The organism is Streptomyces halobius (assembly GCF_023277745.1).
Classification (GTDB): domain Bacteria; phylum Actinomycetota; class Actinomycetes; order Streptomycetales; family Streptomycetaceae; genus Streptomyces; species Streptomyces halobius.
Genome location: NZ_CP086322.1, coordinates 2,800,579 through 2,819,750, shown reverse-complemented (window position 1 = coordinate 2,819,750; position 19,172 = coordinate 2,800,579). Strand labels below are relative to the sequence as shown.

Here is a 19,172-nt window from a genome sequence, read left to right as displayed (position 1 = left end):
CCCTCCCGTCACCCGCCTCCGCCCCAGAAGACGGCACTACGTGCCGACCCCCTCCTTAGGCACGTACCGCCTTCAGGGCCGCCACCAGCCGCTCCGGCTCCCGCGTCGAGAGGTACGCGTACGGCGTCGGGTCCGACGGATCGTCGACCTCCACCCGCACCGCGGTCGGAATGTAGCCGCGCAGCAGCATGAACGCACGGGCATCGGCCTTGTGCGTACGCCACGCCAGCGCCTCGTCCCCGTTCAGCGCCGTCGCCTCGCCCAGCGCCGTCACCGGTATCCTCGCGTCGCCCGCGACCAGCGCACCGCCGACCACCCGGATCCGCACCGAGCCGTACGAGCTGGCCGCCACCGCCGCCAGCGCCGCGCCGCCGATCAGCCCGCCGAGCATCGGCAGCGTCCCGAGAGGGAGCAGCATCAGGGCACAGGCGACGCCGACCAGGCCGGCGATCACCCACCAGGAGCGGGGCACGGTGAGGCGTTCTTCGTACGACTGCATGGCTCCAGCTTGGCACGGCGGCGCGGGCCCGTTACGCGCGCGGGTAGGGTCTGCACTCGTGAGTGGAACTGACGAAACGAGGACGGAGCTGCCGCGGCTGACGCCACCGAAGGACGCCGTCGCTCCGGTCCGGCATCCCGACGCGCCGGCGCCCGGAGAACTCCTCGGCGCGCACTACGACCGGTGCTTCGGCTGTGGCACGGGTCAGCCGCACGGCCTGCACCTGGAGGCGCGGGCCGGTGACGGTGTGCGCGTGCTCGCCGAGTTCACCGTCAAGGAGGCCCACCAGGGCGCACCCGGCCTGGCGCACGGCGGGGTTCTGGCCACCGCGCTGGACGAGACGCTCGGCGCGCTGAACTGGCTGCTGCGGGTGATCGCGGTGACCGGCCGGCTGGTGACCGACTACGTACGGCCGGTGCCGCTGGGCACCGTGCTGCATCTGGACGCGCGGGTCACCGCGGTGCACGGGCGGAAGATCTACTCGACGGCCGTCGGGCGGATAGGCGGCCCGGACGGCCCGGTCGCGGTGCGCGCGCAGGCCGTCTTCATCGAGGTGAAGGTCGACCACTTCATCGACAACGGAAGGGCCGAGGAGATCCAGGCGGCGATGGCCGACCCGGACCAGGTCAGGCGTGCGCGAGCGTTTGAGGTGAACCCGTGAGTCAGGTACGGAATCCGGTGGATGTGCTGCTGCGGCGGCTGGACCCGGAGGTGCCCGTCCCCGCGTACGGGCATCCGGGCGACGCGGGAGTGGATCTGGTGACCACCGAGGCCGCCGAGCTCGCCCCGGGGGAGCGCGCCGTGCTCCCCACCGGAGTGTCGATCGCGCTGCCGGACGGCTATGCCGCCTTTGTGCATCCGCGGTCGGGTCTGGCGGCCCGCTGCGGACTGGCGTTGGTGAATGCCCCTGGGACGGTGGATGCCGGGTACCGTGGGGAAATCAAGGTGATCGTGGTCAATCTGGATCCGCGCGAGAGCGTGCGGTTCGAGAGGTTCGACCGGATCGCCCAATTGGTCGTCCAGCAGGTCGAGAAGGTGCGCTTCCACGAGGTGGCGGAGCTTCCCGGCTCGGCGCGGGCCGAGGGGGGATTCGGTTCCACCGGCGGTCATGCGGCGGTGGGCGGCTCCACGGGCGGGAATGAATACGCATCGGTCGGTGCCGACCGGGAAGGACAGTGACGTGTTCGGACGTCGCAAGAAGAACGAGGCTCCTGAAGAGTCGGCCGAGGTGGCGGAGCTCGCCGAGGAAGCGGCTTCGGACGAGACCGTCGCGGACGAGGAGGAGCGGGTGAGCCTCCCGCCGGCGCCGCGGCCCGACGGCCCCTGGGACGCCTCGGAGGTCAAGGAGCCGGGCGAGGGCCGGGTGGACCTGGGCGGTCTGTTCGTGCCCGGTGTCGAGGGCATGGAGCTGCGGGTGGAGGTCGCCGGTGACGCGATCGTCGCGGCGACCGTGGTGCTGCAGGACAGCGCCGTGCAGCTGCAGGGGTTCGCCGCCCCCCGTAACGAGGGGATCTGGGGCGAGGTCCGAGAGGAGATCGCCTCCGGCATCACCCAGCAGGGCGGGGTCATCGACGAGGTCGAGGGCCCGCTGGGCTGGGAGCTGCGCGCCCAAGTGCCGGTGCAGCTGCCGGACGGGACGAACGGTGTGCAGGTCGTGCGCTTCGTCGGCGTCGACGGTCCGCGGTGGTTCCTGCGCGGCGTGATCTCCGGCCAGGGCGCGGTGCAGCCGCAGGCCGCCGGGGTGCTGGAGCACATCTTCCGGGACACCGTCATCGTCCGCGGTGACGCCCCCATGGCGCCGCGCGACCCGATCGTCCTGAAGCTGCCGGACGACGCCCAGATGGTGCCGGACGGCGTGCAGCAGGAGCCGGCCGAGACCTCGCGTTTCGGCGGTGGTGTGGAGCGCCTGGAGCGCGGACCGGAGATCACCGAGATCCGCTGAAGCACACCACGGGCCGCGGCGGTGCGAAACGCGCCAGCAAGCGGCTCGGCAGAGGCGGTCGCGGAGGGCCGTATTCCCGTTTGAGGGAGTACGGCCCTCCGGTGTTTTTGCAGGCCAGAGCCCTAGGCGTAAGGATTCCGTCAACGCCCCGTTCGTGGCCGTAAGGGAGGCGTCAACGGCCGTCGGGGCGGGCCGGACGGACGGTTTGCTCTGGGGGTCCCAACTCCCCATCACCTAGGAGCACACGATGGCCGACGTGGCCTTCGTCGTCGTCACGATCGCGGTCTTCGCGTTGGTGGCTCTCGTCGCCAAAGGGGTGACGAGGCTGTGACCGTGGAAAACATCGTCGGCCTCATAGTGGCCGTCTGCCTGCTCGGCTACCTGGTCCTCGCCCTCGTCTTCCCGGAGAGGTTCTGAGAGCCACATATGAGCCCCGTTCTCGCAGGCGTGCTCCAGCTGACAGCGCTGATCGCAGCACTGGCCCTGGCATACCGTCCCCTCGGCGACTACATGGCCGCCGTCTACAGTTCCTCAAAGCACCTCCGCGTCGAGAAGGTCATCTACCGCTGCATCGGCGCCAATCCGGACGCGGAGATGCGGTGGCCCGCATATCTCCGCGGCGTCCTCGCCTTCTCCGTGGCGGGTGTGCTCTTCCTGTTCCTGCTGCAGCGGGTCCAGGGCATCCTGCCGCTGTCCTTCGGCTTCGCGTCGATCAGCCCGGACCAGGCGTTCAACACCGCGGCGTCGTTCGTCGCCAACACCAACTGGCAGTCCTACAGCGGCGAACAGGCCATGGGCCATGTCGTGCAGACGGCCGGCCTGGCGGTGCAGAACTTCGTGTCGGCCGCGACCGGCATCGCCGTCGCCGTCGCCATCGCCCTCGTCCGCGGCTTCGCCCACGGTATCCATGGCCGGCAGGCCGGCGGGCCCACCGGCAACCTCGGCAACTTCTGGGCGGACCTGGTGCGCGGCACCGTACGGATCCTGCTCCCCGTCTCGGTCATCGGCGCGCTCGTCCTCGTCGCCTGCGGCGCCATCCAGAACTTCTCCGGCATCCACGAGGTCGGCCGGCTGGTAAATGAGCACGGCATGGGCGGCACCCAGCAGACCGGCGGCGGTGCGTACGCCTCGCAGGAGGTCATCAAGGAGCTAGGCACCAACGGCGGCGGCGTCGCCAACGCCAACTCGTCCCACCCGTTCGAGAACCCCAACGCCTTCACCAACCTCTTCGAGATCTTCCTGATCCTGGTCATCCCGTTCTCGCTGACCCGCACCTTCGGCAAGCTGGTCGGCACTGTGCGGCAGGGCTACGCGATCCTGGCCACGATGGGCGTCATCTGGCTCGGCTTCGTCTGCCTGATGATGTGGACCGAGTTCGCCCACGGCGGCACGGCGCTGCAGGCGGCGGGCGCGGCGATGGAGGGCAAGGAGACCCGCTTCGGCGTCGGCGCCTCCGCGATCTTCTCGGTCTCCACCACGCTGACCTCGACCGGAGCGGTGGACTCCTTCCACTCCTCGTTCACGGCCTTCGGCGGCGGCATCGATCTGCTGGGCATGATGCTCGGTGAGATCGCGCCGGGCGGCGTCGGCTCCGGTCTCTACGGCATGCTCGTGATGGCGATCATCGCGGTGTTCATCGCCGGCCTGATGGTGGGCCGTACGCCCGAGTACCTCGGGAAGAAGATCGGCACCCGCGAGATCAAGCTCGCCGCGTGCTACATCCTCATCACCCCGACGCTGGTGCTCGGTTTCAGCGCCGCCTCGATGGTGCTGCCGGACGCCCTGGGCTCGATGCTCAACACCAAGGCGCTGGGCGCCGGTCCGCACGGCTTCTCCGAGGTGCTGTACGCCTTCACCTCCGGCGCCAACAACAATGGCTCCGCGTTCGCCGGGCTGAACGCCGACACCCCCTGGTACAACACCACGATCGGTCTGGCGATCCTGCTCGGCCGCTTCCTGCCGATGGTGTTCGTGCTCGCGCTGGCCGGCTCGCTCGCCGACCAGAAGCCGATCCCGGAGACCGCGGGCACCCTGCGTACCGAGAAGCCGCTCTTCACCGGGCTACTCGTCGGCACGATCCTGATCGTCACCGGTCTGACCTACTTCCCGGCGCTGGCCCTCGGGCCGCTGGCGGAGGGCCTGTCATGACCGCCCCCGTGAAACCAGAGGAACCGGGCTCCATGGCCTCCAGCTCGACCGCTACCCCGACCCGCGCCCCGCATCAGGACGTCCCCAGCGGGCACAAGCCCGGCGACGGCCGCGTGGGCGGCGGTCTTTTCGACCCCAAGCAGCTGGTCACGTCCTTCCCGGACGCGATACGCAAGCTCGACCCGCGGGTGATGGCCAAGTCCCCCGTGATGTTCGTGGTCGAGGTCGGCTCCGTGCTGACCACGATCTTCGCGATCACCTCGCCGTCGGACTGGTTCGGCTGGGCCATCGCCGCCTGGCTGTGGCTGACCGTCATCTTCGCGAACCTCGCGGAGGCGGTCGCCGAGGGCCGCGGCAAGGCGCAGGCCGACACGCTGCGCAAGGCCAGGACCGACACCGTGGCGCGCCGGCTGACCGGCGGTGTCGACGGCACCGAGGAGGAGGTCCCCGGTACCGCACTGCGCGTCGGTGACCTGGTCGTGTGCGAGGCGGGCGACATCATTCCCGGTGACGGCGATGTGGTCGAAGGGGTGGCGTCGGTCGACGAGTCCGCGATCACGGGTGAGTCGGCCCCGGTCATCCGGGAGTCCGGCGGTGACCGGTCCGCGGTGACCGGTGGCACGAAGGTGCTCTCCGACCGGATCGTCGTCAAGATCACGACGAAGCCGGGCGAGACCTTCATCGACCGGATGATCAACCTGGTCGAGGGCGCGGCACGGCAGAAGACGCCCAATGAGATCGCGCTGAACATCCTGCTCGCGTCGCTCACCATCGTCTTCCTGCTCGCGGTCGTCACCCTGCAGTCGTTCGCGGTCTACGCCGGCGCGGAACAGCCCATGATCGTGCTGCTCGCGCTGCTGGTGTGTCTGATCCCGACGACGATCGGCGCCCTGCTGTCGGCCATCGGCATCGCCGGTATGGACCGGTTGGTGCAGCGCAATGTGCTGGCGGTGTCCGGCCGGGCCGTCGAGGCGGCAGGCGATGTATCGACATTGCTGCTCGACAAGACCGGCACCATCACCCTCGGCAACCGCCAGGCCGCCGAGTTCGTGCCCGTGCGCGGGACCACGGAGGCGGAGGTCGCGGACGCCGCCCAGCTCTCCTCGCTGGCCGACGAGACGCCCGAGGGCCGCTCGGTCGTCATCCTCGCCAAGGAGAAGTACGGGCTGCGCGAGCGCCACCAGGGTGAGCTGGTGGACGCCGAGTGGGTGCCGTTCACCGCCCAGACCCGGATGTCCGGCGTGGACGTCACCGAGGACGGGCACCACCGCAAGATCCGCAAGGGCGCGACCGGTTCGGTCATCGCCTGGGTCAAGGAGCGCGGCGGCGAGGTCGCCGCCGACGCCCGGGAGCTGACCGACACCATCTCGCAGGCCGGCGGCACGCCGCTGCTGGTCGCCCTGGAGGACGAGCGCGGTCCGCGCGTCCTGGGCGTCATCCACCTCAAGGACGTCGTCAAGGACGGCATGCGCGAGCGGTTCGTCGAGCTGCGCCAGATGGGCATCAAGACCGTCATGATCACGGGTGACAACCCGCTGACGGCCAAGGCCATCGCCGACGAGGCGGGTGTGGACGACTTCCTCGCGGAGGCCACGCCCGAGGACAAGATGGCGCTGATCAAGCGGGAGCAGGCGGGCGGCAAGCTGGTCGCGATGACCGGTGACGGCACCAACGACGCGCCCGCGCTGGCCCAGGCGGACGTCGGCGTGGCGATGAACACCGGGACGTCGGCCGCCAAGGAGGCCGGCAACATGGTCGACCTCGACTCCAACCCGACCAAGCTCATCGAGATCGTCGAGATCGGCAAGCAGCTGCTGATCACCCGTGGTGCGCTGACCACCTTCTCGATCGCCAACGACGTCGCGAAGTACTTCGCGATCATCCCGGCGATGTTCGCGGTGGCCTACCCGGGCCTGGACACCCTCAACATCATGCGGCTGTCCAGCCCCAACTCCGCGATCCTGTCGGCGGTCATCTTCAACGCGCTGATCATCGTCGCGCTGGTGCCACTCGCCCTGAAGGGCGTGCGGTACCGGCCGGTGAGCGCCGACCGGATGCTGCGCCGCAACCTCGGCATCTACGGACTGGGCGGGCTGATCGCACCCTTCATCGGCATCAAGATCATCGACCTGCTCATCTCCCTCTTCCCCGGAATCCGGTGACCTCCGTGAACAACTCCGTACGCAACAGCGCCCGGTTGACGGCGGCGGGGCTGCGCGCCCTGCTCGTCCTGACCGTGGTCTGCGGGGTGATCTACCCCCTGGTGGTCACCGGCGTGGCGCAGGCCGTGTTCCCGGACCAGGCCAACGGGTCCGAGGTGACGTCCCACGGCAAGGTGGTCGGCTCCTCGCTGATCGGCCAGCGCTACGACAAGGGCACGGACAAGCACGGCGATCCGATACCGGACCTGCGGTACTTCCAGCCGCGCCCGTCGGACGGACTGGGCAGCAACAGGGACAACGGCGTCAACACCCAGTACGATCTGCAGGTGTCCGGGGCCACCAACCTGAGTGCGAGCAACACCGACCTGACCGAGGCGGTGCAGCGGCGCAAGAAGTGGGTCTCCGAGACGTACGGCGTCCCGCAGCCGGAGGTTCCCGCGGACGCGGTGACCTCGTCCGCCTCCGGCCTGGACCCGCACATCTCCCCGGAGTACGCGGAGCTGCAGGCAACCCGGGTCGCCAAGGAGAACCACCTCGATGTGCGGCAGGTGGCGGCTCTGGTCAAGGAGCACACCGACGGCCGCATCCTGGGCTTCATGGGCGAACCGCGGGTGAACGTCCTGGAGTTGAACATCGCGCTGAAGGACCTGGCGCGGGGCAGGGCCAAGGGCTGAGCGGTCACGGCAGTCGACGGACCGCGCAGCGGGCGGCCCCGGGGAGAGCTTCTCCGGGGCCGCCCGGTTCTGCGGTCCCGGTCATTGCGCTCACGAGGGACTCGGCCCTCCGCGGGGACTCGGCCCTCCGCTCACCACACGTCACCGTCGCGCCAGTCGCAGGTGAGATCCCCGTCGAGGTCGAGCGGGACGGCCCCCGGAAGGACGTAGAGGAAACCGTCCTCGTCCGGGGTGCGCCGGATGCCGGTCGGGGTGAGCGCCCAGGACCGGCCGCGCCACAGCTGCCAGCCGCGCGCCGCGTAGAAGGCTGCGGCCGTGTCCGCGGCTCCCAGCGCGCCGAGGTCGTAGCCGCCGCGGACCACCCGCTCCAGGGCGTCCATCAGCGCCGCGCCCAGGCCGCGGCCGCGCCGGTCCGCGCGGACGCCCACGCCCTCCACATAGCCGCAGCGCAGTGCCCGTCCGCCGTGCAGCAGCCGCCGCTGCACCACGGACGCGTGCCCGACCAGCTCCCCGTCCTCGTGGAACAGCGCGTGCAGACCGCCCAGCGCGTGCTCCCAGTCGTCCTCGGTCATGTCGTCGAAGACGTCGTACAGCAGGGCACGGGCGGCCTTGCGCGCGGCGGCGTCCAGATCGGCGGTGTGGGCGATACGGACACGGGCGGTGGGGGAGATGCGGACGCTGACATCGGTCATACGGGATCCTCCCGGTCGGTTCGCGGGGGCGCGCGGACCTGTATCAGAGTCGCGTCAAGACCCGACACCAAGCCACTACCTGGGTGTTTTGTCCCCCTGTGGGGTCTGTAATGTCGAATCCGGCCAGCCCGATGGGGGCGGCTTTCACGTAAGACAATGGGGCCATGGCACGCGGCAAGCTACGGATTTATCTCGGTGCGGCACCGGGCGTCGGCAAGACGTACTCGATGCTGGCCGAGGCGCACCGGCGCATGGAGCGGGGCACGGACGTCGTCGTGGCGTTCGTCGAGCACCACGGCAGGCCCCGTACCGAGGTCATGCTGCACGGCCTGGAGCAGATCCGGCGCCGGGAGCTCCAGCACCGCGGCACGGTGTTCACCGAGATGGACGTGGACGCCGTCCTGGAGCGCGGGCCGGCCGTCGCGCTGGTCGACGAGCTGGCGCACACCAACGTCCCCGGTTCGCGCAACGAGAAGCGCTGGCAGGACATCGAGGAACTGCTGGAAGCAGGTATCGATGTGATCTCGACGGTCAACATCCAGCATCTCGAATCACTCGGGGATGTCGTCGAGTCGATAACGGGTGTCCGTCAGCGCGAGACGGTTCCGGACGAGAGCGTGCGCCGCGCCGACCAGATCGAGCTTGTCGACATGTCGCCCCAGGCGCTGCGCCGCCGCATGGCACACGGCAACATCTACCGCCCCGACCGGGTGGACGCCGCGCTCTCCCACTACTTCCGGCCCGGCAACCTCACCGTACTGCGCGAGCTGGCGCTGCTGTGGGTCGCCGACCGGGTCGACGAATACCTCCAGCAGTACCGCACCGAACACCATGTCTCCACCATCTGGGCCGGCCGCGAGCGCATCGTCGTCGGCCTTACCGGTGGCCCCGAGGGGCGCACCCTCATCCGCCGCGCCTCCCGTATGGCCGCGAAGGGCTCGGGCAGCGAGGTGCTCGCCGTCTACATAGCGCGCAGTGACGGGCTGACCTCGGCCTCGCCCAAGGAGCTCGCCGTCCAGCGGACGCTGGTCGAGGACCTGGGCGGCACGTTTCACCACGTCATAGGCGACGACATACCGAGCGCGCTGCTGGAGTTCGCACGCGGGGTGAACGCCACCCAGATCGTGCTGGGCTCCAGCCGCCGCAAGGCATGGCAGTACATGTTCGGGCCGGGCGTCGGGGCGACCGTCGCCCGCGATTCCGGGCCCGACCTCGATGTGCACATCGTCACGCACGACGAGGTCGCCAAGGGCCGGGGCCTCCCGGTGCCGCACGGAGCCCGCCTCGGCCGGAGCCGGAACATCGCCGGCTGGCTCGTCGGTGTGGCCGGGCCGCCCCTGCTCACCCTGCTGCTCACCAGCATGTCGCCCGGTCCGGGACTGACCAACGACGTTCTGCTGTTCCTCTTCCTGACCGTCGTCGTGGCGCTGCTCGGCGGGCGGCTGCCGGCACTGGCCTCGGCCACCGTCGGCTCGCTGCTGCTGAACTTCTTCTTCACGTCCCCCACCCACACCCTCACCATCAGCGACCCCAAGAACATGGTCGCCATCGCGATCTTCCTCGCGGTGGCGGTGTCCGTCGCCTCGGTGGTGGATCTGGCCGCCCGGCGCACCCAGCTGGCCGCCCGGCTGCGCGCCGAGTCGGAGATCCTGTCCTTCCTCGCGGGCAGCGTGCTGCGCGGCGAGACGACGCTGGACGCCTTGCTGGAGCGGGTCCGGGAGACCTTCGGGATGGAAACCGTCGCCCTGCTGGAGCGCGGCAGCGACGTCGAGCCGTGGACCTGCGCGGGCCGGGCCGGCGGCACCGACGACTGCGAGCCGCTGCGGCGCCCCGAGGACGCGGATGTCGACATGCCGGTGGGTGATCACATGGCGCTGGCCCTGACCGGCCGGGTGCTGCCGGCCGAGGACCGGCGGGTGCTGGCCGCGTTCGCCGCCCAGGCCGCGGTCGTCCTGGACCGGCAGCGGCTGGTGGGCGAGGCGGCGCGGGCCCAGGAGCTGGCCGAGGGCAACCGGATCAGGACGGCGCTGCTGGCCGCGGTCAGCCATGATCTGCGGACCCCGCTCGCCGGCATCAAGGCGTCCGTCACCTCCCTGCGCTCCGACGACGTCGCCTGGTCGGAGGAGGACGAGGCGGAGCTGCTGGCGGGCATCGAGGCGGGCGCCGACCGGCTGGACCACCTGGTCGGCAATCTCCTGGACATGTCCCGGCTGCAGACCGGCACGGTCACCCCGCTGATCCGCGACATCGACCTCGACGAGGTGGTCCCGATGGCGCTCGGCGGTGTACCGGAGGGCAGCGTCACCTTGGACATCCCCGAGGCACTGCCGATCGTCGCCATCGATCCGGGGCTGCTGGAACGTTCGGTCGCCAATCTCGTCGAGAACGCCGTGAAGTACAGCCCGGACGGGGAGGCGGTGCTGGTCAAGGCCAGCGCCCTCGGCGACCGTGTGGAGCTGCGGATCGTCGACCGCGGACCGGGCGTCCCGGACAGTGCCAAAGACCGGATCTTCGAGCCGTTCCAGCGGTACGGTGACGCACCACGGGGCGCCGGCGTCGGCCTCGGCCTGGCCGTCGCCCGCGGCTTCGCGGAGTCGATGGGCGGCACGCTCGCCGCCGAGGACACCCCCGGCGGGGGGATGACAATGGTCCTCACGCTGCGGGCCGTGCCCGGCCGTCCGCCGGTGCGGCCCGACCTTCCGGCCCAGGCCACCACATGAGCCGGGCCGCCCCGACCACGCTCACCAGACGCTCCCCGGGCCCGGCCCGGCGGGGACCGACACACCGTAACCACGAGGGAGAACGCCAGTGAACCGGGTGCTTGTGGTCGATGACGAGCCGCAGATCGTACGCGCCCTCGTGATCAACCTGAAGGCGCGCAAGTACGAGGTGGACGCCGCCCCCGACGGGGCCAGCGCCCTCAGGCTCGCCGCCGCCCGCCACCCCGATGTCATCGTCCTTGACCTCGGCCTGCCCGACATGGACGGGGTGGAGGTGATCAAGGGCCTGCGCGGCTGGACACGGGTGCCGATCCTGGTGCTGTCCGCCCGCCAGACCTCCGACGAGAAGGTCGAAGCGCTGGACGCGGGCGCGGACGACTATGTCACCAAGCCGTTCGGGATGGACGAGCTGCTGGCCCGGCTGCGGGCGGCGGTGCGGCGGGCGGAGCCGACCGGGCCGGCCGATGACGAGGTCGTGGTGGAGACCGAGGAATTCACCGTCGACCTCGCCGCGAAGAAGGTCAACCGCGGCGGCCGCGACATCCGGCTGACCCCCACCGAGTGGCATCTGCTGGAGGTCCTCGTCCGGAACGGGGGCCGGCTGGTCAGCCAGAAGCAGCTGCTCCAGGAGGTCTGGGGCCCGTCGTACGGCACCGAGACCAACTACCTCCGGGTCTACATGGCCCAGCTCCGCCGCAAGCTGGAGAACGATCCCTCGCATCCGCGGCACTTCATCACCGAACCCGGGATGGGGTACCGGTTCGAGCAGTGAGGCGAGGGCGACCTGTGCGGACGGGCAGGAGGCGACCTGTACGGACGGGTCGGGGGCGGTGTTCCGGCCGGGGCCGGGGAGTGTCCCCGGGAGGTGCGGTCGGGGTGCGTGGCCCGTGAGGGCGGATGTGGTGCACCGGTAGGCTGGTTCCATGAGTGCTGGGACCCCCACCGGGAAGCCGGCCGGTCGCTTCCGCCGGCTGCTCGACAGGCTGTCCTCCTCCCAGGAGGAACTGCAGTCCGCCGAGCTGCAGCGGGACACGCAGACCACGGGGTGCACCCGTATCTGCGACTGCGACGACCGCCAGATAGTCAAGGTCACCGGCACGCTGCGGCATGTGACGCTGCGGCCGCGCGCCGGTGTGCCCGCGCTGGAGGCGGAGCTGTTCGACGGCTCCGCGGCGCTCGACGTGGTGTGGCTGGGACGTCGTTCCATCGTCGGCATCGAGCCGGGCCGTAAGCTCATCGCCTCGGGCCGGGTCTCCATGAGCCACGGACGCCGGGTGCTCTTCAACCCGAAGTACGAACTCCGACCGCTCGGACAGGAGTAGCCGGTGACGTCTTACGACAGACCGACCACTGACACTTCCGCAGACCGCTCGTCCGCCACTGCGCCGCCCCCCGACGCGGCCGGGGACGCCCACGGCAGACACGATGGCAAACACCTCACCGAGGCCGCCCTGTTCGAGGCGTTCGGCGGCGTACGCGGCATGGTGGAGACCGTTCTCCCCGGCCTGCTGTTCGTCGCGATCTACACCGTCAACAGGGACCTGCATGTCTCGGCGATCGCCGCGCTGGCCGTCTCCCTGGTGCTGGCGGCCGTCCGCCTGGTGCGCCGGGACACCATGAAGCACGCCTTCAGCGGTGTTTTCGGCGTGGCCTTCGGCGTGGTCTTCGCGATGATGACCGGCAACGCCAAGGACTTCTATCTGCCGGGCATGCTCTACACCCTCGGGCTGTCGGTGGCGTACTTCGTCACCACGCTGGCGGGTGTGCCGCTGATCGGCCTGATCCTGGGCCCGGTGTTCAAGGAGAACCTCTCCTGGCGCACCCGTAACCCGGGCCGGAAGAAGGCATACGCCAAGGCCAGCTATGCCTGGGGACTGATCCTGTTCGCCAAGTGCGCGATCCTCTTCCCGCTGTACTGGTGGGCGGACACCACCCACCTCGGCTGGGTGCTCATCGCGCTGAAGATCCCGCCGTTCCTGCTCGCGGTCTATCTGACCTGGGTCTTCCTGGCGAAGGCACCGCCGCCCATCGATGTCTTCGCGGAGATGGAGGCGAAGGAGAGGGCGGAAGAAGCGGCCAAGGGGGAGCGGGAGAAGGAGCGCGAGGCTCTGAACCTGGTCGCGGACGGACTGGCGCGGGATGTCACGCCCGACGCGATCGCCGAGCGACCCGAGGGACCACGGCAGGGCGGCTGAGCGGCCCGGGCCACCCGGTACTCCTCCGCCGACGCCGGTGTTCCGCTGACGAGGGCCCCTGGGAACCGATGTGGTCCCAGGGGCCCTCGTCTGTCACGGCGATGGTCACGGCGATCGCCCGGCCACAGCCGTCACGACCGCCGTCGACCGCCGGGTGGCGTCAGTCGCCACGACCGCCCGCCGGCTTCGGAGATCTCAGCCGGCCGTGTCCTCGCGGCGTACCGACAGCAGATCCTCCAGCTGCTCCTCGCGCGACTGGGCCGCGACGAACAGCAGCTCGTCGCCCGCCTCCAGCACATCCTCCGTGTTGGGCGTGAGCACCCGCGTACCGCGGATGATGGTGACCAGGGAGGTGTCCTCGGGCCACTCCACGGTGCCGACCCGGGTGCCGGCCAGGGCCGCCTCCGGAGGCAGTGTGAGCTCGACGAGGTTGGCGTCGCCGTGGCTGAAGCGCAGCAGCCGTACCAGATCGCCGACGCTCACCGCCTCCTCGACCAGGGCCGACATCAGCCGCGGCGTGGAGACCGCGACATCGACGCCCCAGGACTCGTTGAACAGCCACTCGTTCTTCGGGTTGTTGACGCGGGCGACCACCCGCGGTACCCCGTACTCCGTCTTGGCGAGCAGCGAGACGACGAGGTTGACCTTGTCGTCGCCGGTCGCCGCGATGACGACATGGCAGCGCTGCAGCGCCGCCTCGTCCAGCGAGGTGATCTCGCAGGCGTCGGCCAGCAGCCACTCCGCCAGCGGCACCCGCTCGACCGAGATGGCGGTCGGCGCCTTGTCGATGAGCAGGATCTCGTGCCCGTTCTCCAGCAACTCACCGGCGATGGAACGGCCCACCGCGCCCGCGCCCGCGATTGCGACCCTCATGCGTGCGCCTCCTCAGGACCCCCGGCGAATGCCGCTTCGACCTTCTCGACCTCGTCGCTGTGCATCATCACGTGCACCAGATCGCCTTCCTGCAGCACGGTCCGCGAGGTCGGCAGCATCGCCTCGCCCAGCCGGGTGAGGAAGGCGACCCGTACGCCGGTCTCGTCCTGCAGGGTGCTGATCTTGTGGCCGACCCAGGCCGTGGAGGTGTGTACCTCGGCGAGCTGGACGCCGCCGCTCGGGTCCCGCCACAGCGGCTCGGCGCCCGAGGGCAGAAGCCGGCGCAGCATCTGGTCCGCCGTCCAGCGGACGGTGGCCACGGTCGGGATGCCCAGCCGCTGATAGACCTCGGCGCGGCGCGGGTCGTAGATCCGGGCCGCGACATTCTCGACGCCGAACGTCTCGCGGGCCACCCGGGCCGCGATGATGTTGGAGTTGTCACCGCTGGAGACGGCGGCGAAGGCGCCCGCCTCCTCGATGCCGGCCTCCCGCAGGGTGTCCTGGTCGAAGCCGACGCCGGTCACCCGCCGGCCGCCGAAGGACGAGCCCAGGCGGCGGAACGCGGTCGGGTCCTGGTCGACCACCGCGATGGTGTGCCCCTGGCTCTCCAGGGTCTGCGCGAGCGCGGCACCCACGCGGCCGCACCCCATGATGACGATGTGCATGCTGATTACCCCGTGCCCTGCACTAGTGCGCTGAACTGCACAAACACCCTGCTCACTACTTTCTTCTCCGAGTACCGGCGACACGAAGCCACTGCTCGCGACAGGGACCTGACGCGCCAACGGGGGCGTTGGGCACTCCGTGGTCCGGTACAACCGTAGCCGTAATGACGTGCCCTGGAGGGAGCGCGGTCGGGCCCGTTCGGAAGCGGTCGGGTGCGGCGCCGCCGACCTGCCCTCCGCCTCCGCCAACGACCTGGCGGACGCGCCGCGTTCGGGGGAGGCGGTGAGCCGTGCGCCCCGCCGGGGCCGCGCGGCCGGGCGCGCCACTCGCCCCGCCGCCCCGCAAGGTGCCGGTCGCACGCCGAGATGATCGTCCGGGATTGATCGGTCCCGTGTCCACGGCCGGCGGTCGGCGGGCGCCTGCCGGGTACGCCGACGACGCCACCACCGCGGGGAACGACGGACCGACATGGCCGGAATGTGCGGATTATGTGCACGCGCTGTGTCACTGCGTAGTCCCGGCCAGGTCGGACGGGCCGCCTCGCGGACCCAGGGTGACCACCATGCGGGTAGCGGGTGGGCGTGAACGTGGACAAAGGCTTAGCATCCTCCCCGTGTCCAAACTGACCGACGTGCCCAAACGCATCCTGATCGGGCGCGCACTGCGCAGCGACAAGCTGGGGGAAACCCTCCTTCCCAAGCGCATCGCACTCCCCGTCTTCGCCTCCGACCCGCTGTCCTCCGTGGCCTACGCGCCGGGTGAGGTGCTGCTCGTCCTGTCCGTCGCGGGTGCGTCGGCATACGCCTTCAGCCCCTGGATCGCGGTCGCGGTCGTGGTGCTGATGTTCACCGTCGTGGCGTCGTACCGGCAGAACGTGCACGCCTACCCGAGCGGCGGCGGCGACTACGAGGTCGCCACCACCAACCTCGGCCCGCGGGCCGGACTCACCGTCGCCAGCGCTCTGCTCGTCGACTACGTCCTGACGGTCGCGGTCTCCATCTCCTCCGGCATCGAGAACCTGGGCTCCGCGATCCCGTTCGTCGTCGAGCACAAGACGCTCTGCGCCATCGCCGTGATCGTCCTGCTGACCCTGATGAACCTGCGCGGGGTCAAGGAGTCCGGCAAGCTCTTCGCCATACCGACGTACGTCTTCGTGACCGGCGTCTTCCTCCTGCTCATATGGGGCGCGTTCCGCGGCCTGGTGCTGGGCGACACCATGAAGGCCCCCACCGCGGACCTCACCCTCCACGCTGAACAGGGCGGCCTGGCCGGCTTCGCGCTGGTCTTCCTCCTGCTGCGCGCGTTCTCCTCCGGCTGTGCCGCGCTCACCGGCGTCGAGGCGATCTCCAACGGCGTCCCGGCCTTCCGCAAGCCGAAGTCCAAGAACGCCGGTACGACGCTGGCGTTCATGGGCGGCCTGGCCGTCACCATGTTCTGCGGGATCATCGTGCTGGCCCTGGCCACCAACGTCCACATGGCGGAGAACCCGGCCAAGGACCTGCTCGACAACGGCACCCCGGTCGGCGCCGGCTTCACCCAGGAACCGGTCATCTCCCAGGTCGCCGCCGCGGTCTTCGGCGGCGGATCGCTTCCGTTCGTCGTGCTGGCCGCCGCCACCGCACTGGTCCTCTTCCTGGCCGCCAACACCGCCTACAACGGCTTCCCGCTGCTCGGCTCGATCCTGGCCCAGGACCGCTATCTGCCGCGCCAGCTGCACACCCGCGGCGACCGGCTGGCCTTCTCCAACGGCATCGTGCTGCTCGCGGGGGCCGCCGCCGTCCTCGTCTACCTCTACGATGCGGACTCGACCAAGCTGATCCAGCTCTACATCGTCGGCGTCTTCGTCTCCTTCACGCTCAGCCAGGTCGGCATGGTCCGGCACTGGAACCGCCACCTGGCCGCCGAGAAGGACCCGGCCAAGCGCCGCCGGATGCACCGCTCGCGCGCCATCAACGCCTTCGGAGCCACCTTCACCGGCCTGGTCCTCACCGTCGTCCTGCTGACGAAGTTCACCCACGGCGCGTGGGTGGCCCTGCTCGGCATGGTCATCTTCTTCGTCACGATGTCCGCGATCCGCCGCCACTATGACCGGGTCGCCGACGAGCTCGCCGCCGACGACACCCCCGACGACGGCGTCGTACGCCCCTCCCGGGTGCACTCCCTGGTCCTGGTCTCCAAGGTCCACAAACCCACACTGCGGGCCCTGAACTACGCCAAGCTGATGCGCTCCGACACTCTCGAAGCGGTCAGCGTCGACGTCGACCCGGCCGACACGAGGGCGCTGCGCGACGAATGGGAACGCCGCGGCATCGAGGTGCCCCTCAAGGTCCTGGCCTCCCCCTACCGCGAGATCACCCGGCCGATCATCGACCACGTCAAATCGCTGCGCCGGCAGAGTCCGCGCGACGCCGTCTCCGTCTACATCCCGGAATACGTCGTCGGTCACTGGTACGAGCATCTGCTGCACAACCAGTCCGCCCTGCGCCTCAAGGGACGCCTCCTGTTCACCCCCGGAGTCATGGTCACCTCCGTGCCCTGGCAGCTGGACTCCTCCGAGGCCGCCAAGCTGCGGGCCCGCAAGCGCGCGGAGTGGAACGCTCCGGGCGCGGTGCGGCGCGGTCCGGTCACCCAGCCGAAGAAGGAGAAGCCGGCCAGCCAGTCGAAGAAGGACAAGGCGGCCGCCAAGCCGTGACCGCCCGGCTCCAGGGCATCGGCCCCTGACGCCCCGCCCCCAGGAGGAGGGGGCACGGCGCGATGGGACGTAGACTTGACGGCTGGCCTCCGCCCGGAGGCCGGGCCGTCATGGTTATCGACTTTGTCGACTTTATCGACGTCCCTGTTTCCTTCATGTCCCTGTCGCCCCCCGCACCTCAGGAGCCCTCCCCGCCATGCAGACAGAACCGAAGAAGTCGCTGGTCGGCGAGGAGCACGAGGTCGAGGTCGGCCCGGTCGCCCACGGCGGCCACTGCATCGCCCGCACGGACGAGGGCAGGGTCCTCTTCGTACGGCACGCCCTGCCCGGCGAACGCGTCATCGCCCGCGTCACCGAAGGCGACGAGGACGCCCGCTTCCTCCGCGCGGACGCCGTCGAGATCCAGGTGGCGTCCAAGGACCGGATCGAGGCCCCCTGCCCCTTCTCCGGCCCCGGCAGGTGCGGCGGCTGCGACTGGCAGCACGCCGCGCCCGGCGCCCAGCGCCGCCTCAAGGGCGCCGTCGTCGCCGAGCAGCTGGCGCGGCTGGCCGGGCTCTCCCCGGAGGACGCCCGCTGGGACGGCACCGTCGAGCCCGCCCCGGGCGACAAGGTCGCCAAGGGCGAGGTCCCGGCCTGGCGCACCCGCGTCCAGTACGCCATCGACGCCGAGGGCCGCGTCGGCCTGCGCAAACACCGCTCCCACGACGTCGAGCCCGTCTCCCACTGCATGATCGCCGCCCCCGGCGTCTCCGAGCTGGGCGTCGAGAAGCACGACTGGCCACAGATCGCCACCGTCGAGGCCATCGCCGCCACCGGCTCGCACGACCGCCAGGTCATCCTCACCCCCAAGCCCGGCGGCCGCCTCCCGCTCGTCGAACTCGACAAGCCGGTATCCGTCCTCCGGGTCAGCGAGAAGGACGGCAGCGTCCACCGCGTCCACGGCCGCCCCTTCGTCCGCGAACGCGCCGCCGGCCGCACCTGGCGGGTCGGCAACGGCGGCTTCTGGCAGGTCCACCCGAAGGCCGCCGACCTGCTGGTCGAGGCGGTCATGCAGGGCCTGATGCCGAAGAAGGGCGATATGGCCCTCGACCTGTACTGCGGCGTGGGCCTCTTCGCCGGCGCCCTCGCCGAACGCGTCGGCGACAAGGGCGCGGTCCTCGGCATCGAATCCGGCAAGCGCGCCGTCGAGGACGCCCGCCACAACCTCCAGGACCTCGACCGCGTACGCGTCGAACACGGCAAGGTCGACCAGATCCTGCCCCGCACCGGCATCACCGACGTCGACCTGATCGTCCTCGACCCCCCGCGCGCCGGCGCCGGCAAGAAAACCGTCACCCAGCTCGCCGCCCTCACCCCCCGCCGCATCGCCTACGTCGCCTGCGACCCGGCGGCCCTCGCCCGCGACCTGAAGTACTTCGGGGAGGCGGGGTATGTACCGCGGCGGATGCGGGCGTTCGATCTGTTTCCGATGACCCATCACGTGGAATGCGTCGCAATCCTTGAGCCCGCTGGAAAGGGCCGCTGACCTGCGGTTTCGCTGAGTGTGCATTATGGGCGTTGTGTGCGTTACGGGCGATATCTTGACGCATGGTCGATGCACATGACGCACGAGTGACGCGCGTTTGACGCACTTTCTGACCCACCGCCAGGCACGGGAAGAGCTGCTTGCGGGGGCCTGAGTTTCACAGGTGGCGAGGTCTGATGCGATGCGGACCCGCGCTGTGCGCTGCGGTGCGCGGGCACTGGGAACCCGCGACCGGAAAGCCGTGGGGACGTAAGACCTGGCTGAAGCCGTCATGTCCGCCAGTCACGATTCGTCGATGTTCAGGGGAGTGCGGCGGGCGTTGGACGCCCTGTGCCGCGACGCAACCCGGAACTCGCCTACCAGGTGATCTTCCTGCGGTCGTGG

General features: G+C 70.3%; 17 protein-coding genes. 13 read left to right on the top strand and 4 right to left on the bottom strand.

Going from position 1 to position 19,172, the window contains the following annotated elements; all coding sequences use genetic code 11:
* Positions 1-55: 55 nt before the first annotated feature.
* Positions 56-499 carry a DUF3093 domain-containing protein gene (locus K9S39_RS12970; protein WP_248863497.1) on the bottom strand — a complete coding sequence of 148 codons (444 nt, stop codon included), beginning with the start codon at positions 497-499 and terminating at the stop codon, positions 56-58.
* Positions 500-557: 58 nt separating this feature from the next.
* Here K9S39_RS12970 and K9S39_RS12965 point away from each other — a divergent pair, with 58 nt between their 5' ends.
* From K9S39_RS12965 to kdpC, 7 genes are all read left to right on the top strand, one after another.
* A complete protein-coding gene (locus K9S39_RS12965; RefSeq protein WP_248863496.1) occupies positions 558-1,160 on the top strand; it encodes a PaaI family thioesterase in 603 nt (200 codons plus the stop codon).
* Entirely contained in the window at positions 1,157-1,678 is a 522-nt protein-coding gene (gene dut, locus K9S39_RS12960) for a dUTP diphosphatase (protein WP_248863495.1), read from the top strand. Before K9S39_RS12965 ends, dut begins: the two co-directional genes overlap by 4 nt.
* 1 nt (position 1,679) lies before the next feature.
* Positions 1,680-2,441: a DUF3710 domain-containing protein gene (locus tag K9S39_RS12955; RefSeq protein ID WP_248863494.1), complete on the top strand. Its 762-nt coding sequence runs from the start codon at positions 1,680-1,682 to the stop codon at positions 2,439-2,441.
* Positions 2,442-2,768: 327 nt separating this feature from the next.
* On the top strand, positions 2,769-2,858 hold the full coding sequence (gene kdpF, locus K9S39_RS12950) for a K(+)-transporting ATPase subunit F (protein WP_248863493.1): 90 nt from the start codon (positions 2,769-2,771) through the stop codon (positions 2,856-2,858).
* Positions 2,859-2,867: 9 nt separating this feature from the next.
* Positions 2,868-4,589 (top strand): potassium-transporting ATPase subunit KdpA, encoded by a 1,722-nt coding sequence (gene kdpA / locus K9S39_RS12945; protein ID WP_248863492.1) that lies wholly within the window; start codon positions 2,868-2,870, stop codon positions 4,587-4,589.
* 32 nt (positions 4,590-4,621) lie between these two features.
* Positions 4,622-6,751, top strand: coding sequence for a potassium-transporting ATPase subunit KdpB (kdpB, locus tag K9S39_RS12940; RefSeq protein ID WP_406707920.1), 2,130 nt, complete (start codon positions 4,622-4,624; stop codon positions 6,749-6,751).
* A 5-nt stretch (positions 6,752-6,756) separates the two neighbouring features.
* Positions 6,757-7,425, top strand: coding sequence for a potassium-transporting ATPase subunit KdpC (gene kdpC, locus K9S39_RS12935; RefSeq protein ID WP_248863490.1), 669 nt, complete (start codon positions 6,757-6,759; stop codon positions 7,423-7,425).
* A gap of 131 nt (positions 7,426-7,556) precedes the next feature.
* On the opposite strand, the gene K9S39_RS12930 is transcribed toward kdpC, so the two are convergent.
* Complete coding sequence (locus K9S39_RS12930) at positions 7,557-8,117, bottom strand: GNAT family N-acetyltransferase (RefSeq protein ID WP_248863489.1); 561 nt, start codon at positions 8,115-8,117, stop codon at positions 7,557-7,559.
* A 164-nt stretch (positions 8,118-8,281) separates the two neighbouring features.
* On the opposite strand from K9S39_RS12930, the gene K9S39_RS12925 reads away from it, so the two are divergent.
* From K9S39_RS12925 to K9S39_RS12910, 4 genes are all read left to right on the top strand, one after another.
* Positions 8,282-10,837, top strand: a complete 2,556-nt coding sequence (locus K9S39_RS12925; protein ID WP_248863488.1) for a sensor histidine kinase — start codon at positions 8,282-8,284, stop codon at positions 10,835-10,837.
* A gap of 88 nt (positions 10,838-10,925) precedes the next feature.
* Positions 10,926-11,609 (top strand): response regulator, encoded by a 684-nt coding sequence (locus K9S39_RS12920; RefSeq protein WP_248863487.1) that lies wholly within the window; start codon positions 10,926-10,928, stop codon positions 11,607-11,609.
* Between the two features lie 151 nt (positions 11,610-11,760).
* A complete protein-coding gene (locus K9S39_RS12915) occupies positions 11,761-12,159 on the top strand; it encodes an OB-fold nucleic acid binding domain-containing protein (protein WP_248863486.1) in 399 nt (132 codons plus the stop codon).
* A 3-nt stretch (positions 12,160-12,162) separates the two neighbouring features.
* Positions 12,163-13,032, top strand: a complete 870-nt coding sequence (locus K9S39_RS12910) for a DUF3159 domain-containing protein (protein WP_248863485.1) — start codon at positions 12,163-12,165, stop codon at positions 13,030-13,032.
* 195 nt (positions 13,033-13,227) lie between these two features.
* On the opposite strand, the gene K9S39_RS12905 is transcribed toward K9S39_RS12910, so the two are convergent.
* Both K9S39_RS12905 and K9S39_RS12900 read right to left on the bottom strand, forming a co-directional pair.
* Positions 13,228-13,905, bottom strand: coding sequence for a potassium channel family protein (locus tag K9S39_RS12905; protein ID WP_248863484.1), 678 nt, complete (start codon positions 13,903-13,905; stop codon positions 13,228-13,230).
* Positions 13,902-14,570 (bottom strand): potassium channel family protein, encoded by a 669-nt coding sequence (locus K9S39_RS12900; RefSeq protein WP_248863483.1) that lies wholly within the window; start codon positions 14,568-14,570, stop codon positions 13,902-13,904. The genes K9S39_RS12905 and K9S39_RS12900 overlap by 4 nt, the downstream gene beginning before the upstream one ends.
* A gap of 614 nt (positions 14,571-15,184) precedes the next feature.
* Between K9S39_RS12900 and K9S39_RS12895 the strand changes: the two genes are divergently transcribed.
* On the top strand, positions 15,185-17,263 hold the full coding sequence (locus K9S39_RS12895; protein ID WP_248863482.1) for an APC family permease: 2,079 nt from the start codon (positions 15,185-15,187) through the stop codon (positions 17,261-17,263).
* A gap of 196 nt (positions 17,264-17,459) precedes the next feature.
* Positions 17,460-18,788: a class I SAM-dependent RNA methyltransferase gene (locus tag K9S39_RS12890; RefSeq protein WP_248863481.1), complete on the top strand. Its 1,329-nt coding sequence runs from the start codon at positions 17,460-17,462 to the stop codon at positions 18,786-18,788.
* Positions 18,789-19,172: the final 384 nt, after the last annotated feature.

Bases quoted from the DNA above. Each gene is read 5' to 3' on its own strand.
- K9S39_RS12900 (WP_248863483.1), bottom strand. From the start codon at position 14,570: ATGCACATCGTCATCATGGGGTGCGGCCGCGTGGGTGCCGCGCTCGCG.
- K9S39_RS12970 (WP_248863497.1), bottom strand. From the start codon at position 499: ATGCAGTCGTACGAAGAACGCCTCACCGTGCCCCGCTCCTGGTGGGTG.
- K9S39_RS12930 (WP_248863489.1), bottom strand. From the start codon at position 8,117: ATGACCGATGTCAGCGTCCGCATCTCCCCCACCGCCCGTGTCCGTATC.
- kdpB (WP_406707920.1), top strand. From the start codon at position 4,622: ATGGCCTCCAGCTCGACCGCTACCCCGACCCGCGCCCCGCATCAGGAC.
- K9S39_RS12905 (WP_248863484.1), bottom strand. From the start codon at position 13,905: ATGAGGGTCGCAATCGCGGGCGCGGGCGCGGTGGGCCGTTCCATCGCC.
- K9S39_RS12925 (WP_248863488.1), top strand. From the start codon at position 8,282: ATGGCACGCGGCAAGCTACGGATTTATCTCGGTGCGGCACCGGGCGTC.
- K9S39_RS12915 (WP_248863486.1), top strand. From the start codon at position 11,761: ATGAGTGCTGGGACCCCCACCGGGAAGCCGGCCGGTCGCTTCCGCCGG.
- K9S39_RS12890 (WP_248863481.1), top strand. From the start codon at position 17,460: ATGCAGACAGAACCGAAGAAGTCGCTGGTCGGCGAGGAGCACGAGGTC.
- kdpA (WP_248863492.1), top strand. From the start codon at position 2,868: ATGAGCCCCGTTCTCGCAGGCGTGCTCCAGCTGACAGCGCTGATCGCA.